Annotated in this window: 13 protein-coding genes; 9 read left to right on the top strand and 4 right to left on the bottom strand. The window is 68.9% G+C overall.

Annotation, left to right across the window (positions count from 1 at the left end; all coding sequences use genetic code 11):
* Nucleotides 1–5: 5 nt before the first annotated feature.
* The gene (locus tag BSY19_RS26275) at nucleotides 6–608 is read right to left on the bottom strand and encodes a hypothetical protein (protein WP_069056743.1); all 603 of its coding nucleotides are present in this window, start codon (nucleotides 606–608) and stop codon (nucleotides 6–8) included.
* Between the two features lie 26 nt (nucleotides 609–634).
* Between BSY19_RS26275 and BSY19_RS26270 the strand changes: the two genes are divergently transcribed.
* The 7 genes from BSY19_RS26270 (at nucleotide 635) to BSY19_RS26240 (ending at nucleotide 8,301) form a co-directional block, all read left to right on the top strand.
* A complete protein-coding gene (locus BSY19_RS26270; protein WP_069056742.1) occupies nucleotides 635–1,297 on the top strand; it encodes an SAM-dependent methyltransferase in 663 nt (220 codons plus the stop codon).
* A gap of 83 nt (nucleotides 1,298–1,380) precedes the next feature.
* The gene (locus BSY19_RS26265) at nucleotides 1,381–2,595 is read left to right on the top strand and encodes a glycosyltransferase (protein WP_069057409.1); all 1,215 of its coding nucleotides are present in this window, start codon (nucleotides 1,381–1,383) and stop codon (nucleotides 2,593–2,595) included.
* Entirely contained in the window at nucleotides 2,592–3,773 is a 1,182-nt protein-coding gene (locus tag BSY19_RS26260; RefSeq protein ID WP_150129744.1) for a glycosyltransferase family protein, read from the top strand. The genes BSY19_RS26265 and BSY19_RS26260 overlap by 4 nt, the downstream gene beginning before the upstream one ends.
* Nucleotides 3,774–3,952: 179 nt before the next feature.
* A complete protein-coding gene (gene cobS, locus BSY19_RS26255) occupies nucleotides 3,953–4,939 on the top strand; it encodes a cobaltochelatase subunit CobS (RefSeq protein WP_069056740.1) in 987 nt (328 codons plus the stop codon).
* Nucleotides 4,940–4,953: 14 nt separating this feature from the next.
* Nucleotides 4,954–5,370 (top strand): GNAT family N-acetyltransferase, encoded by a 417-nt coding sequence (locus BSY19_RS26250; RefSeq protein WP_069056739.1) that lies wholly within the window; start codon nucleotides 4,954–4,956, stop codon nucleotides 5,368–5,370.
* Nucleotides 5,367–7,268 carry a cobaltochelatase subunit CobT gene (gene cobT, locus BSY19_RS26245; protein WP_069056738.1) on the top strand — a complete coding sequence of 634 codons (1,902 nt, stop codon included), beginning with the start codon at nucleotides 5,367–5,369 and terminating at the stop codon, nucleotides 7,266–7,268. The genes BSY19_RS26250 and cobT overlap by 4 nt, the downstream gene beginning before the upstream one ends.
* A gap of 31 nt (nucleotides 7,269–7,299) precedes the next feature.
* The gene (locus tag BSY19_RS26240; protein ID WP_069056737.1) at nucleotides 7,300–8,301 is read left to right on the top strand and encodes an esterase-like activity of phytase family protein; all 1,002 of its coding nucleotides are present in this window, start codon (nucleotides 7,300–7,302) and stop codon (nucleotides 8,299–8,301) included.
* Between the two features lie 158 nt (nucleotides 8,302–8,459).
* On the opposite strand, the gene rpmB is transcribed toward BSY19_RS26240, so the two are convergent.
* On the bottom strand, nucleotides 8,460–8,747 hold the full coding sequence (gene rpmB / locus BSY19_RS26235; RefSeq protein ID WP_069056736.1) for a 50S ribosomal protein L28: 288 nt from the start codon (nucleotides 8,745–8,747) through the stop codon (nucleotides 8,460–8,462).
* A 277-nt stretch (nucleotides 8,748–9,024) separates the two neighbouring features.
* Between rpmB and BSY19_RS26230 the strand changes: the two genes are divergently transcribed.
* Nucleotides 9,025–9,846 carry a DUF3108 domain-containing protein gene (locus BSY19_RS26230; RefSeq protein ID WP_171905210.1) on the top strand — a complete coding sequence of 274 codons (822 nt, stop codon included), beginning with the start codon at nucleotides 9,025–9,027 and terminating at the stop codon, nucleotides 9,844–9,846.
* Nucleotides 9,847–10,015: 169 nt separating this feature from the next.
* Here BSY19_RS26230 and BSY19_RS26225 read toward each other — a convergent pair whose 3' ends face one another.
* Both BSY19_RS26225 and BSY19_RS26220 read right to left on the bottom strand, forming a co-directional pair.
* Complete coding sequence (locus BSY19_RS26225) at nucleotides 10,016–10,360, bottom strand: DMT family transporter (protein WP_069056734.1); 345 nt, start codon at nucleotides 10,358–10,360, stop codon at nucleotides 10,016–10,018.
* Nucleotides 10,357–11,541 (bottom strand): pyridoxal phosphate-dependent aminotransferase, encoded by a 1,185-nt coding sequence (locus tag BSY19_RS26220; RefSeq protein WP_069056733.1) that lies wholly within the window; start codon nucleotides 11,539–11,541, stop codon nucleotides 10,357–10,359. Before BSY19_RS26220 ends, BSY19_RS26225 begins: the two co-directional genes overlap by 4 nt.
* A 285-nt stretch (nucleotides 11,542–11,826) precedes the next feature.
* Here BSY19_RS26220 and BSY19_RS26215 point away from each other — a divergent pair, with 285 nt between their 5' ends.
* Nucleotides 11,827–13,689: an IlvD/Edd family dehydratase gene (locus BSY19_RS26215; RefSeq protein WP_083247852.1), complete on the top strand. Its 1,863-nt coding sequence runs from the start codon at nucleotides 11,827–11,829 to the stop codon at nucleotides 13,687–13,689.
* Nucleotides 13,690–13,756 lie beyond the last annotated feature (67 nt).

The following is a 13,756-nucleotide window of genomic DNA, read 5'->3' as shown; positions in this document are numbered from 1 at the left end:
CGCCCTCAGGCCGGCCCATAGGCGAGAAGGTGGCGTTGGTGGAAGCCGGCCGCGCGCAGGGCGGCGTCATTGATCGTCAGCTCCAGGTCGATGGCCGGCGCGTCGCTCCGTGTCGCGGTGAGGGCGCCGATCTGGCCCTGCGCCCGTTCCAGCTCCCGCGCATAGTCGATCACCAGCACCGTGGCGCTCCCCGCCAGGGCGAGCAGCTCGGGCGACACCGCGCCCCGGCGGCCGAAGGGCTTGAGCGAGAGGCCGAGCAGGACCAGCGCATAGGGGCCGGGCGGCGCGAGTTCGACCTGCTGCAGCTTGGCGGCGATGTGGCGCAGCCGGCAGGGCGCGCCGTTCAGCGTGTCCGCCTCATGGGGTGGGATCTTCGGGTCGATGACGGTGACGCTGGCGGGCTGGTGCGTCAGGAAGCCGGTGATCGGCAGGCCGGCGCCGCCGATCTCGACGACATGGGGGCAGTGGCGCACCGCATGCGCCGCCAGCACCTGCCGCAGCCCCGCAGCGGCGGCGGCGAGATGCGGCAGGCGGGTGCCGGCGAGGGCGTCCGCATTGGGGCCGGCTCCGCTGGCCTTTGCGGGCGCGCTTGCATATGGTCCGGCCACCTTCGATCCCCGCTTTCCGAAACGACATGACGTCCGACGCGCCGCCCGACGCCTTCTATGACATTCTGCGCGGCGTCGCAGCCCTGACCGGCAACCGCGTCGTTGGCGATCTCGCGCGCCTCGTCGCCGACGGGATGCCGCCCGATCTCTGGATCGCCTTCAACCACAAGCAGATCGGCTCGAAACGCTGGCTGGTCGACGCGCTGGCGGAGGTTCTGCCGCGGCCGGACGGCCCGGTCTGGGTGCTCGGGGCCTGGTACGGCATCCTCGGCGCCCTGCTGCTCGACGATCCGCGTCTTGCGATCCCCGCCGTCGTCAGCGTCGATCTCGACCCGGGCTGCGCGCCCGTCGCCGAGCGGCTGAACCGCCGCCATCTCGCCGAGGGGCGGTTCCGCGCTGTGACCGCGGACATGACGACGCTGGATTTCGCCACCGAGCAGCCGCAGCCCGGCCTGGTGATCAACACGAGCTGCGAGCATCTGGCCGATGTGCCGGGCTGGCTCGCCACGCTGCCGCCGGGGCTGCCGCTGCTGCTGCAGTCGAACGACTATGTCCGCGAGCCCGACCATCGCAGCTGCGTGCCCTCGCTGGAGGCGTTCCAGGCGCAGGCCGGCCTCTCCGAGACGCTCTTCGCCGGGGCGCTGCCGACGAAGAACTATACCCGCTTCATGCTGATCGGCCGGCGATGACGGAGCCGCATCGGCCCGAAAAGGGGATCCCGATTTTCGGGCAGGCCGATGCGGCCGACAAGGCCCCTCGGATCGCGATCGCGATGAAGGGCTATCCGCGCCTGTCGGAGACCTTCATCGCGCAGGAGCTGCTCGGCCTGCAGCAGCGCGGCCTGCCCTTCGCGATCTGGTCGCTGCGGCGCCCGACCGATGCCGCGCGCCACCTGATGCACGACCAGATCACCGTGCCGGTGCGCTATCTGCCGGAATATCTGCACGAGGAGCCCGGGCGTGTGCTGCGCGGCGTGCTCGGCGCGCTGATGCGGCCCGGCCTGCTGCGGCTGCTGCCGGTCTTTCTGCGCGACATCGCCCGTGATCGCACGCGCAACCGCCTGCGCCGCTTCGGCCAGGCCTGCGTGATGGCGCGCGAGCTGCCGGCGGCGACCACGCATCTTCACGTCCATTACCTGCACACGCCGGCCTCGGTGATCCGCTACGCCGCCCTGCTGCGCGGCATCGGCTGGTCGTTCTCGGCCCATGCCAAGGACATCTGGACGACGCCGGACTGGGAGAAGCGCGAGAAGATCGCGGACGCCGCCTGGGGCGTGACCTGCACGCAGGACGGCCACCGCGAATTGCAGCGCCTGGCCGACCGGCCCGACAAGGTCGCGCTGGTCTATCACGGGCTCGATCTCGGCCGCTTTCCGGCGCCCCCGCCGCGCCCCCCGCGCGACGGCCGCGACCCGGCCGACCCGGTTCGCATCGTCACCATCGGCCGGGCGGTGGAGAAGAAGGGTTTTGATGATCTGCTGGCGGCGCTGGCGCGGCTGCCGGCCGGGCTGCACTGGCGGCTGACGCATATCGGCGGTGGCGAAAAGCTTAAGGCGCTGCAGGCTCAGGCCATAGCGCTGGGGCTCGGAGAGCGCGTGACCTGGGCGGGCCCGAAGGCACAGGGCGATGTCATCGCCGCGCTGCGCGAGGCCGATCTCTTCGTGCTGCCCTCGCGCAAGGCCGGTGACGGTGATCGCGACGGGCTGCCCAATGTGGTGATGGAGGCGGCGAGCCAGGCCCTGCCGATCGTCGCCACCGATTTCGCCGGGATTCCGGAGTTCGTGCGCGATGGTGTCGAGGGGCTGCTGGTGCCGCCCGGCGACGTCGCGGCCCTGGCACAAGCGCTCGCCGCTCTCGCGGAGGCACCGGACCGGCGGGCCGCGCTCGGCCAGGCGGCGCTGGCCCGGTTGACGGGCGCCTTCTCGGCCGCGGCGGGTCTGGACGGGATCGCGGCGCGGCTGCGCGCCTCGGCGGGGCTCGCGCCGTGAGCGTCGCGGGGGAGCCAGCGCGCGTCCTGATCTCGGTGACGCATCTGCTCGGCAGCGGCCACCTGGTGCGGGCGGCGCAGCTGGCGCGGGCCCTGGCCGAGTCTGAATTCGCCGTGACGCTGGCGAGTGGCGGGACGCCGCTGCGCGACATGACGGGCGAGGCCTTCGCCTTCGTGCAGCTGCCCCCGGTCAAGGTCGAGGGGCTGGATTTCCGCAATCTGCTGGACGAAGCGGGCACCCCGATCGAGGCGGGCCGGCTGGCGCGGCGCCGGGCCATGCTCGCCGCGCTGGCGACGACGCTGAAGCCCGATGTCGTCGTGACCGAGCATTTCCCCTTCGGCCGCCGGCAACTGGCGGAGGAATTCCTGACGCTGATCACCGCGGCGAAGGCTGCCAATCCGTCTGCGCTGGTGCTGGCCTCGGTGCGCGACGTGCTGGTGACGCCGCGCCCGGACCGGATCGCGGAGGCGGAGCAGCGTCTGTCCTGCCTGTTCGACGGCGTCCTCGTCCATGGCGACCGGAGCTTCCTGCCGCTGGAGGCCTCCTGGCCGGTTTCGCCAGCCCTGGCGGCGCGGCTGCACTATACGGGCTATCTGGCGCCGCCGCCGGTGACTGCACTCGCATCGGCCGATGGCGAGGGTGCGGGCGAAGTCGTCGTCTCGGGTGGCGGTTCGGCCGCCGCGCTGCCGCTGTTTCGGCTCTGCCTCGCGGCAGCGCGGCTTTGCGATCCCTCGCGTCGCTGGCGCATCCTCGTCGGCAAAGGCGTGGCGGAGAGCGATTTCGCCGCACTGCGGCAATCAGCCTCGCCCAACGTCACGGTCGAGCGCGCGCGAGCGGATTTTCCGGCCCTGCTGGCGCGCTCGGCGCTGTCGATCAGCCAGGCCGGCTACAACACCGTGCTCGACCTCGTCGCGGCGGGGCGGCCGGCGATCGTCGTGCCCTTCGACGAGGGCGCCGAGACGGAGCAGGCGATCCGGGCCGAGGCGATGGAAAAGGCGGGATTGGCGCGCTGCCTGAGGCTGTCGGGCCCTGAGCCGGCCCGCCCGGCCGATCTGGCGGCCGCGGTCACCGCCGCGCTGGCGACCGACGCGCCCGCGCGCCCGGCGATCGATCTCGACGGGGCGGGCCGGGTCGCCGGCCTCCTGAGACGCCTTCTGGCGGCGCGGGCGCACGGCTGACCATCCGACGGCGGCACGGCTCTTGCGATGCCCGGCATGCCTGCCGCGTAGTGCCGACCCGGCGCTTTGCGAATTGCCGGTCCCGGGCTTTGCCTCTAATTAGGGGTCATTGCCTCCCTCCTCGGTCGGCGTCGGGACAACCGGTCTTCCCCGGTCACGCTCCCACGCCCGGAGACTTGATGATGACAACGACGACTGCCGCCGGCCTGCCCGACATCAAGCTGTCGGTGCGCCAGACCTTCGGGATCGATTCGGATCTGGAGGTGCCGGCCTATTCGACGGCCGAGGCGCATGTGCCCGATCTCGACCCCGATTACCGTTTCGACCACGACACCACGATCGCGATCCTGGCGGGCTTCGCCCATAACCGGCGCGTGATGATCTCGGGCTATCACGGCACCGGCAAGTCGACCCATATCGAGCAGGTCGCGGCCCGCCTGAACTGGCCCTGCGTGCGCGTCAACCTCGACAGCCACGTCTCCCGCCTCGATCTCGTCGGCAAGGACGCGATCGTGCTGAAGGAAGGCAAGCAGATCACCGAGTTCCAGGACGGCATCCTGCCCTGGGCGCTGCAGAACAACATCGCGCTCGTCTTCGACGAGTACGACGCCGGCCGCCCCGACGTGATGTTCGTGATCCAGCGCGTGCTCGAGCAGTCGGGCAAGCTGACACTGCTCGACCAGAAGCGCGTCATCCGTCCCCACCCCGCCTTCCGGCTCTTCGCCACCGCCAATACGGTGGGCCTCGGCGACACGTCGGGCCTCTATCACGGCACGCAGCAGATCAACCAGGGCCAGATGGACCGCTGGTCGATCGTGACCACGCTGAACTACCTGCCGCATGACAACGAGGTCGAGATCGTGCTGGCGAAGTCGAAGCACTTCCAGGGCACGCCCGAAGGCCGCAGCGTGATCGACAAGATGGTCCGCGTCGCCGACCTGACCCGCAACGCCTTCATGAACGGCGATCTCTCGACGGTGATGAGCCCGCGCACGGTCATCACCTGGGCCGAGAACGCCGCGATCTTCGGCGATATCGGCTTCTCCTTCCGCGTCACCTTCCTGAACAAGTGCGACGAGATGGAGCGCACGCTGGTGGCCGAGTTCTACCAGCGCTCCTTCGGCAAGGAACTGCCGGAGAGCGCGGCCAACGTGGTCCTGAGCTGACGGTCGTCCCCGCCATGGCGACCCTCCAGCGCGAGACCGATGTCGCGGCGACGAGGGAGGCCGTGGTCGCGGGCTTGAGCGCCTACAACGCGGCCCGGGTCGGGCCGCGCAACAGCGAGCCGCTGGCGCTCAGCCTGCGCGACGAGGCCGGCGTCATCGTCGGCGGGCTGATCGGCGAGCTGAAATGGGAATGGCTCCATGTCGACCTGCTCTGGATCGACGAGGCCCATCGCGGCGCCGGCCATGGCGAGGCGCTGGTCGCGCTGGCTGAGACGACCGCGCGCGAGCATGGCGCGCGGGGCGTCTATCTGAGTACGATGAGCATCCAGGCGCCGCAGTTCTATCCCAAGCTCGGCTACAAGCCCTGCGGCGTGATGGAGGACTATCCCGTCGCGGGCCACCGGATCCACCATTTCGCGAAGGCGCTATGACCCTTTCCAATCGCAAGCCCGGCACGACCAAGGAAGCGCCAGCGGAGCCGCTGAAGCGGGCCATCTCCTCGACGATGAAGGCGATCGCCCGCAAGCCGGAGATGGAAATCGTCTTCGCGGCCGACAAACCCTCGCTCGTCGGCGAGCGCGCCCGCCTGCCGGAACCGCCGCGCAAGCTGACGGCGCAGGACGTCGCGATCCTGCGCGGCCATTCCGATTCGATGGCGCTGCGGCTGGCCTGCCATGACGCCAGCGTGCATCGCCGCGCCGCGCCGGAAGGCGACGCCGCGCGCGCCGTCTTCGACGCGGTCGAGCAGGCCCGCGTCGAATGCGTCGGTGCGCGGCGGATGGCCGGCATGGCCGGCAACATCACCGCCATGCTGGAGGATCGCTACCACCGCGGCGGCCGCTATGAGGAGATCACCGACCGCGCCGACGCGCCGCTGGAGGATGCGCTGGCGCTGATGGTGCGCGAGCGGCTGACGGGCCTGAAGCCGCCCAAGGCGGCGGAGAAGCTGGTCGATCTCTGGCGCGAGCAGATCGAGGCCAAGGCCGGCGCCGATCTCGACCGGCTGTCTAAGGCGGTCGAGGACCAGCGCGCCTTCGCCCGCACCGTGCGCGACATGCTGGCCTCGCTCGACATGGCCGAGCAGACGGCGCAGGGCGAGGACTCGGAGGAGGACGAGGACGACAAGGACCAGTCCTCCGACGAGCAGCAGCAGCAGGATGGCGAGGCCGAGCAGGAGAGCGCCGGCGAGCGCTCCGAGGTCGAGGTCTCCGACGACGCGACCGAGGAACTGCAGGAGGGGGCGACGGAAGCCTCCGACGCGCCCTCGGGAGACTGGGACGAGGAGGACGAGAACTCCGAGGCCGACGAGGCCGGCGAGGCGCCGCGCCCGCGCGAGAGCAAGGCCAACGACCGGCCGCAGACCGACTACAAGCCCTACACCCAGAAGTTCGACGAGATCGTCACGGCCGAAGACCTCTGCGACGCCGAGGAGCTGACGCGCCTGCGCGCCTATCTCGACAAGCAGCTGGCGCATCTCCAGGGCGTCGTGGCGCGGCTCGCCAACCGTCTGCAGCGGCGGCTGATGGCGCAGCAGAACCGCTCCTGGCAATTCGACCTGGAGGAGGGCGCGCTCGATCCGGCCCGCCTGCCGCGCATCATCATCGATCCCTATCAGCCGCTCTCCTTCCGACAGGAATCGGACGTCAATTTCCGCGACACGGTGGTGACGCTGCTGATCGACAATTCCGGCTCGATGCGCGGACGGCCGATCACGGTCGCCGCGACCTGCGCCGACATCCTGGCGCGGACGCTGGAGCGCTGCGGCGTCAAGGTCGAGCTGCTCGGCTTCACCACGCGGGCCTGGAAGGGCGGTCTCTCGCGCGAGAGCTGGCTGCAGTCGGGCAAGCCGGCCAATCCCGGCCGCCTCAACGACCTCCGGCACATCATCTACAAGGCGGCCGATGCACCCTGGCGGCGGGCGCGCAAGAATCTCGGCCTGATGATGCGCGAGGGGCTGCTCAAGGAGAACATCGACGGCGAGGCGCTGGACTGGGCGCACAAGCGCCTGCTGGCGCGGCCCGAGCAGCGCAAGATCCTGATGGTGATCTCGGATGGCGCACCGGTCGACGATTCGACGCTGTCGGTGAATTCCGGCAACTATCTCGAGCGGCATCTGCGCCACATCATTGCCGAGATCGAGACGCGCTCGCCGGTCGAGCTGATCGCCATCGGCATCGGCCATGACGTCACCCGCTATTACCGCCGCGCCGTCACCATCGTCGATGCGGAGGAGCTCGGCGGGGTGATGACCGAGAAGCTCGCCGAACTCTTCGAGGAGGATGCGGGGCTGAACGGCGGGCCGTCGCGCGGGCCGCGGCGGCGGACGTGAGGGTTATTGTTCCTTCGGGCGCTTCGTTGCGATGCGCCTGACCCGCCGTGCCGCGCTGGCCGGCCTGGGGGCGGTCGCCGCCGCCCGTCCGGCCCTGGCCGAGACGCCCGACACCAGCCGCATCCCCGTCGCCGTCTCGGCGCGGCCGATCGCCGCCTTCGAGCCGCGCAACCCCGAGAAGACGCGCTTCGGCCGTCTCGACTTCCGCAGCGGGCTCGTGCTCAGCGGCAGCCATTCGCGCTTCGGCGGGTTGTCGGGGCTGTGGCGCGGGCCGGGCGGAACCGATCTCGTCGCCGTCACCGACAACGGCTTCTGGCTGACGGGCACGCTCGCCTCGCGCAATGGCCGGCTGACCGGGCTCGAGGGCGCGGAACTGGCGCCGATCCTCGGCAGTTCGGGCCGGCCGCTGCACCGCTCGCGCTACTATGACACCGAGAGCCTGTGCATCGCCGACGGCATCGCCTATCTCGGCGTCGAGCGCACCCATGACGTGCTGCGCTTCGACTGGGCCACTGAGGGCGTGATGGCGCGGGCGCGGATCGTGCCGGTGCCGCGCGAGGTCAAGCGCCTGCCGGACAATCGCGGGCTGGAGGCGATCGGCGTGGTGCCGCCCGGGCAGCCTCTGGCGGGTGCGATCGTTGGCATCGCCGAACGCTCGGGCGCGGAAGACGAGCCGACGCTCGGCGTCATCCTCGGGCGCCAGCCGGGCTTGTTCAGGGTGATCAGGCATGGCGGCTTCGACATCACCGACCTCGCCTTCCTGCCAGACGGCGACCTGCTGTTGCTGGAGCGCTGGTATCGCGCGCTGCGCGGCGTCGGCATGCGGATCCGGCGAATCCCGGCCGCGAGCCTGAAGGCCGGCGCGCTGCTCGACGGGCCCGCCCTGATCGAGGCCGATCTCGGCCAGGAGATCGACAACATGGAAGGGCTGTCGGTCCATCAGGACGGCCTGAAGACCGTGCTGACCCTGATCTCGGACGACAATTTCTCGTTCCTGCAGCGGACGGTGCTGCTGGAGTTCGTTCTCGCCTGACGAAAGCCGTCATTGCGAGCGCAGCGAAGCAATCCTGGCGTCGTAGAGCGCGTCCATCTGGATTGCTTCGCTACGCTCGCAATGATGTCGCGCTGTCGCCCCCAACGAAAAAAGCGGCCTCGCGGCCGCTTCCTTCAGACCCGAAAAGGCTCGTCCGCTCAGGCGGTGGCGAGCTTCTTCTCGATGTCGCGCTTCAGCGTCAGGGCGCCGGTCGACAGATCGGAGGCCGAGGCCTTGATCAGGAAGGCGTCGAGGCCGCCACGATGGTCGACCGTGCGCAGGGCATTGGCCGAGACGCGCAGCCGCACGGAGCGGCCGAGCGCATCCGACTGCAGCGTGACGTTGACGAGGTTGGGCCGGAAGACGGTCTTCGTCTTGCGGTTCGAGTGGCTGACGAGGTGGCCGGTGAGGGTGGCCTTCCCGGTCAGTTCGCAACGGCGCGCCATGGTATCGTTCCCTAAATCCAACCGGCTGGCTCAAACAAAAATGCCGACACGCGACGTGCCGGACATGAGCACCGGAAGTCAAATTGAAGTCGCGGTTCCATAGCCAAGGCCGGGGGGGCCGTCAAGGAAAACCGCGTGCCGCCGCGCGGATAAGGAGCGCAATGTCCGCGTCGGCGTCGCCGCGGCATCTGGGCGCTCGCCAAACCCGGCGAAAGCGGTCACGATTCGGACCGATTCGCAGTGCATGTCGGCATGGCCTGCCGTCTGGAGGAATTGGATGAAACCCGCCATCGCATCGTCCCTGGGCGGGTGGATTCTCGCCGTCGGAGCCGCGACGCTCGGGCTTCCCGCGGCCGCCGCCTCGCTCGACGCGCGCTACGACGTGTCGTTGCTGGGGCTGACGCTCGGCACGGCGAACCTCACCGGCGGCATCGAGGGCTCGACTTACAAGCTCGACCTCACGGCTAAGCTCACGGGCCTGATCGGTGGCTTCACCGGCGGGCGCGGCTCGGGGGCCGCCAGCGGCAGCCTGAACGGCACGAAGCTCTCGCCGACCAGTTTCGCCGTCAGTTCGGCGAGTTCGAGCGAGAGCCGCACCGTGCGCATGGCGCTCGACAGCAACACCGTCGCGGCCGTCGAGATCGAGCCGCCGATCGATGCCAAGCCGGACCGCGTGCCGCTGAACGACGGCCATCGCCGCAACGTGATCGATCCGCTCAGCGCCTTCCTGATGCCGGTCGTCGGCAAGGGGCTGGCCAATGCCTGCAACCGGACGCTCCAGATCTTCGATGGCGCGGCGCGCTACGACATCAAGATGACCCAGGCGGGCACGCGCGAGGTCAAGCTCGAGGGCTATAGCGGCCCGGTCGCGGTCTGCCAGGTGCGCTATGTGCCGATCGCGGGGCATCGCTCGGAGCGGCCGAGCACGAAGTTCATGATCGAGAACCGCGACATCAGCACCTGGCTGGCGCCGGTCGCCGGGACCAATGTCCTGGTGCCCGTGCGGGTCTCGGTGAAGACGATGATCGGCACCGCCGTGCTCGAAGCCTCGAGCTTCAAGGTCGATCCGGGCATGACCGCGAGCACGGCCAGGAACTGAGGCGGCTGGCGCCGATCGCCGAGCTCTGCTGTCCGGAAACTCGCGTCATCCTGGGCAACCGAAGGTCGTCCCGGGATCCATCGTAAGACGCGACATCGCCCCAGGATGGATCCCGGCCTGCGCCGCTTCGCGGCTTGTCCAGGATGACGCAGACGGTTTGAGCCTCGCCTCAGTGCGCCGTCGATTTCGAGAAGAGATTGATCACCAGCACGCCCGCCACGATCAGCGCCATGCCCAGAATGGCCGGCGCATCGAGCTTCTGGCCGAACAGGATACGGGCGATGATGCTGATCATGACGATGCCGACGCCCGACCAGATGGCGTAGGCGACGCCGACGGGGATCGTCCGCAAGGTCAGGGTCAGGAAGTAGAAGGCGCTGAGGAAGGCGGCGAGCATGATCATCGTCGGCACGGGCCGCGTGAACTCGTTCGATGCCTTGAGCGCCGAGGTCCCGATGACCTCGCTGACGATCGCCGCCGCCAGGTAGAGGTAGCTGGCGCTGCCGAAGCTCATGCGGCCTTCGCGCTCTTGAGGAACGTGCCCATCCGCTCCAGCGCGCGCTCGATGTTCTCCAGCGAGTTGGCGTAGGAGAGGCGGATATAGCCCTCGCCATGGACGCCGAAATCCGGGCCGCCGATGGTGGCGACGCCGGTCTCCTCGAGGAGAGCGGAAGCGAGCTTCTTGGCCTTCCAGCCGGTCTGCGAGACGTTCGGGAAGGCGTAGAAGGCCCCCTTCGGCACGATGCAGGAGACGCCGGGCAAGGCGTTGAGCCCCTTCATCACCGCCTTCCGGCGCCGGTCGAACTCGGCCAGCATCATCGCGACCGCGTCCTGCGGGCCGGTCAGCGCCGCGAGACCGGCCCACTGGGCGGGTGCGTTGACGCAGGAATGCGAGTTCACCGCCAGCTTGCGGGCGTTGTCGTAGAGGGGCTTGGGCCAGATCGACCAGCCCATGCGCCAGCCGGTCATGGCATAGGTCTTCGACCAGCCGTTGAGCAGGATCAGCCGGTCCCGGATCTCGGGGTAGCTCAGCAGGCAGACATGCTGCTCGCCGTCATAGAGCATCTGGTCGTAGATTTCGTCGGACATGATCGCGACGTCGGGGAACTTCGCCAGCCCGGCGACGAGCTTGTCGACCTCGGCCTTGGGCGTGACGCCGCCGGTCGGGTTGGCCGGCGAGTTGACGATCAGCAGCCGCGTCTTCGGGGTGATCAGCGCGAGCGTTTCCTCGGCCGAGAAGGCGAAGCCGTTCTCCTCGCGGATCGGCACCGGAACCGGCGTCGCGCCGGTGTACTCGATCATCGAGCGGTAGATCGGGAAGCCGGGATCCGGATAGAGGATCTCGGCGCCGGGCTCGCCGAACATCAGGATCGCCATGAACATGGTGACCTTGCCGCCGGGCACGATCATTACGCTCTCGGGCGAGACCTCGACCTGGAAGCGCTTGTGCAGATCGGCAGCGACCGCCTCGCGCAGCGGCAGGATGCCGTTGGCCGGGGTATAGCCGTGATGGCCATCGCGCAGCGCCTTCACGGCGGCTTCGACGATGTGGTCGGGCGTCGGGAAGTCGGGCTGGCCGATGCCGAGATTGATGATGTCCTTGCCCTGGCGCTGCAACTCGGTGGCGCGCGCCAGAACGGCGAAGGCGTTCTCCTCGCCGATGCGGGCGAAGGCGGGGACGACATGGAGTGTCATGGCGGGCTTCCTCGGGATCGGTCGCGATGCGGCCCGCTCAGGGGGGCCTTGCCTTCTCTTGGCGTCAAACCGGCCCTGGCGTCAAACCGGATCGCCCGGCGACCGCCGCCGCCACTTGCGACATGATTGCATGCTGTATGCAGGCTGCGTAAATAGTATGACTATCGACCGGATCGGCTCTTGCCGCGCCGGGGACGATGGGCATGATGAGCCTGTCTCAGATTGGTAGAAGCAGAGATCGGCAAGCGGCCGCCAGTGTCCGCGCCGTGCGAGAGGAAGACGAGGATGGCCAAGACCCCGGACAGCAACACGCCGCGCGGCGATCGCCCGGCCGCGACGACGAAGAAGAAGGCGCCGCGCCGGATCAAGCCGGCGCAGCTGCGCTCGAAGGCCTGGTTCGACAATCCGGCCAATGCCGACATGACGGCGCTCTATATCGAGCGGACGATGAATTTCGGCCTGTCGCGCGATGAGCTGCAGTCGGGCCGGCCGATCATCGGCATTGCCCAGACCGGCTCGGACATCGCCCCCTGCAACCGCCACCATCTCGAGCTCGCCCACCGCGTCCGCGACGGCATCCGCGAGATGGGCGGCGTGCCCTTCGAGTTCCCGATCCATCCGATCCAGGAGACCTGCAAGCGGCCGACTGCCTCGCTCGACCGCAACCTGCAGTATCTCAGCCTCGTCGAGATCCTCTACGGCTACCCGATCGACGGCGTCGTGCTGACGACCGGCTGCGACAAGACCACCCCGGCGCAGATCATGGCCGCCGCGACGGTCGACATTCCGGCCATCGCCCTGCCGGGCGGGCCGATGCTGAACGGCAATTTCCGCGGCGAGCGCACCGGCTCGGGCACGATCGTGTGGAAGGCGCGCCAGATGATGGCGGCCGGCGAGATCGACTACAAAGGCTTCGTCGAACTCGTCGCCTCCTCGGCGCCCTCGGCCGGCCATTGCAACACGATGGGCACGGCCTCGACGATGAACTCGCTCGCCGAGGCGATGGGCATGACCCTGCCGGGCGGCGCCGCCATCCCCGCGCCGTATCGCGACCGCTACGAGATGGCCTATCTGACCGGCAAGCGCATCGTCGAGATGGTCTGGGAGAACCTGGTTCCCTCCAAGATCCTGACGCGCGAGGCCTTCGAGAACACCATCGTCATCAATTCGGCGATCGGCGGCTCGACCAATGCGCCGATCCACGTCAACGCGATCGCCAAGCATATCGGCGTTCCGCTCGACAACGAGGACTGGACGAAGATCGGCTACGATGTCCCGCTGCTGGTCAACCTGCAGCCGGCCGGCGAGTATCTCGGCGAGGATTACTACCGTGCCGGCGGCGTTCCCGCCGTGGTCGCCGAGCTCGTCGCCAAGGGCAAGATCAAGCCGGCGATCACCGCCAATGGACGCACGCTCGCCGAGAATTGCGAGGGCTTCTTCTCGGTCGACCGGCGCGTGATCAAGCCCTATGACGAGCCGATGAAGGCGCAGTCGGGCTTCCTCAACCTGTCCGGCAACCTGTTCGATTCCGCGATCATGAAGACCAGCGTGATCACGCCGGAGTTCCGCAAGCGCTACCTGGAAAACCCGAAGGATCCCAACGCTTTCGAGGGCCGCGCCATCGTCTTCGACGGGCCGGAGGACTACCACCACCGCATCGACGATCCGGCGCTCGCCATCGACGAGCACTGCATCCTGTTCATCCGTGGCGTCGGGCCGATCGGCTATCCCGGCGCGGCCGAGGTGGTGAACATGCGGCCGCCGGATTATCTCATCAAAAAGGGCGTCTCGGCGCTCGCCTGCATCGGCGACGGGCGCCAGTCCGGCACCTCGGGCTCGCCCTCGATCCTGAATGCCTCGCCGGAGGCGGCGACGGGCGGCGGGCTCGCGCTGCTGAAGACGGGCGACATGGTGCGCATCGACCTGACCAAGCGCACCGCCGACATCCTGATCTCGGATGAGGAACTGGCGCAGCGGCGCGCCGCGCTGAAGGCGGCCGGCGGCTACAAATATCCCAAGAGCCAGACGCCCTGGCAGGAGATCCAGCGCAAGATCGTCGGCGAACTCTCCGAGGGCATGGTGCTGAAGCCGGCGGTCAAGTACCAGAAGATCCACAAGAAATTCGGTGTGCCGCGCGACAATCACTGACTGGGTGCCTCGTCATGCTCGGGCTTGACCCGAGCATCTCCGGCAAGAGATTCTCGGGTCGGCGCAT

The sequence above is a fragment of the Bosea sp. RAC05 genome (assembly GCF_001713455.1).
Lineage (GTDB): Bacteria > Pseudomonadota > Alphaproteobacteria > Rhizobiales > Beijerinckiaceae > Allobosea.
The sequence above is the reverse complement of the archived record's forward strand: the minus strand, read 5'-3'. Positions and strand labels throughout refer to the sequence as shown.

Bases quoted from the DNA above. Each gene is read 5' to 3' on its own strand.
- BSY19_RS26215 (WP_083247852.1), top strand. From the start codon at position 11,827: ATGGCCAAGACCCCGGACAGCAACACGCCGCGCGGCGATCGCCCGGCC.
- BSY19_RS26240 (WP_069056737.1), top strand. From the start codon at position 7,300: ATGCGCCTGACCCGCCGTGCCGCGCTGGCCGGCCTGGGGGCGGTCGCC.
- cobS (WP_069056740.1), top strand. From the start codon at position 3,953: ATGATGACAACGACGACTGCCGCCGGCCTGCCCGACATCAAGCTGTCG.
- BSY19_RS26230 (WP_171905210.1), top strand. From the start codon at position 9,025: ATGAAACCCGCCATCGCATCGTCCCTGGGCGGGTGGATTCTCGCCGTC.
- BSY19_RS26270 (WP_069056742.1), top strand. From the start codon at position 635: ATGACGTCCGACGCGCCGCCCGACGCCTTCTATGACATTCTGCGCGGC.
- BSY19_RS26265 (WP_069057409.1), top strand. From the start codon at position 1,381: ATGAAGGGCTATCCGCGCCTGTCGGAGACCTTCATCGCGCAGGAGCTG.
- cobT (WP_069056738.1), top strand. From the start codon at position 5,367: ATGACCCTTTCCAATCGCAAGCCCGGCACGACCAAGGAAGCGCCAGCG.
- rpmB (WP_069056736.1), bottom strand. From the start codon at position 8,747: ATGGCGCGCCGTTGCGAACTGACCGGGAAGGCCACCCTCACCGGCCAC.
- BSY19_RS26225 (WP_069056734.1), bottom strand. From the start codon at position 10,360: ATGAGCTTCGGCAGCGCCAGCTACCTCTACCTGGCGGCGGCGATCGTC.
- BSY19_RS26220 (WP_069056733.1), bottom strand. From the start codon at position 11,541: ATGACACTCCATGTCGTCCCCGCCTTCGCCCGCATCGGCGAGGAGAAC.
- BSY19_RS26250 (WP_069056739.1), top strand. From the start codon at position 4,954: ATGGCGACCCTCCAGCGCGAGACCGATGTCGCGGCGACGAGGGAGGCC.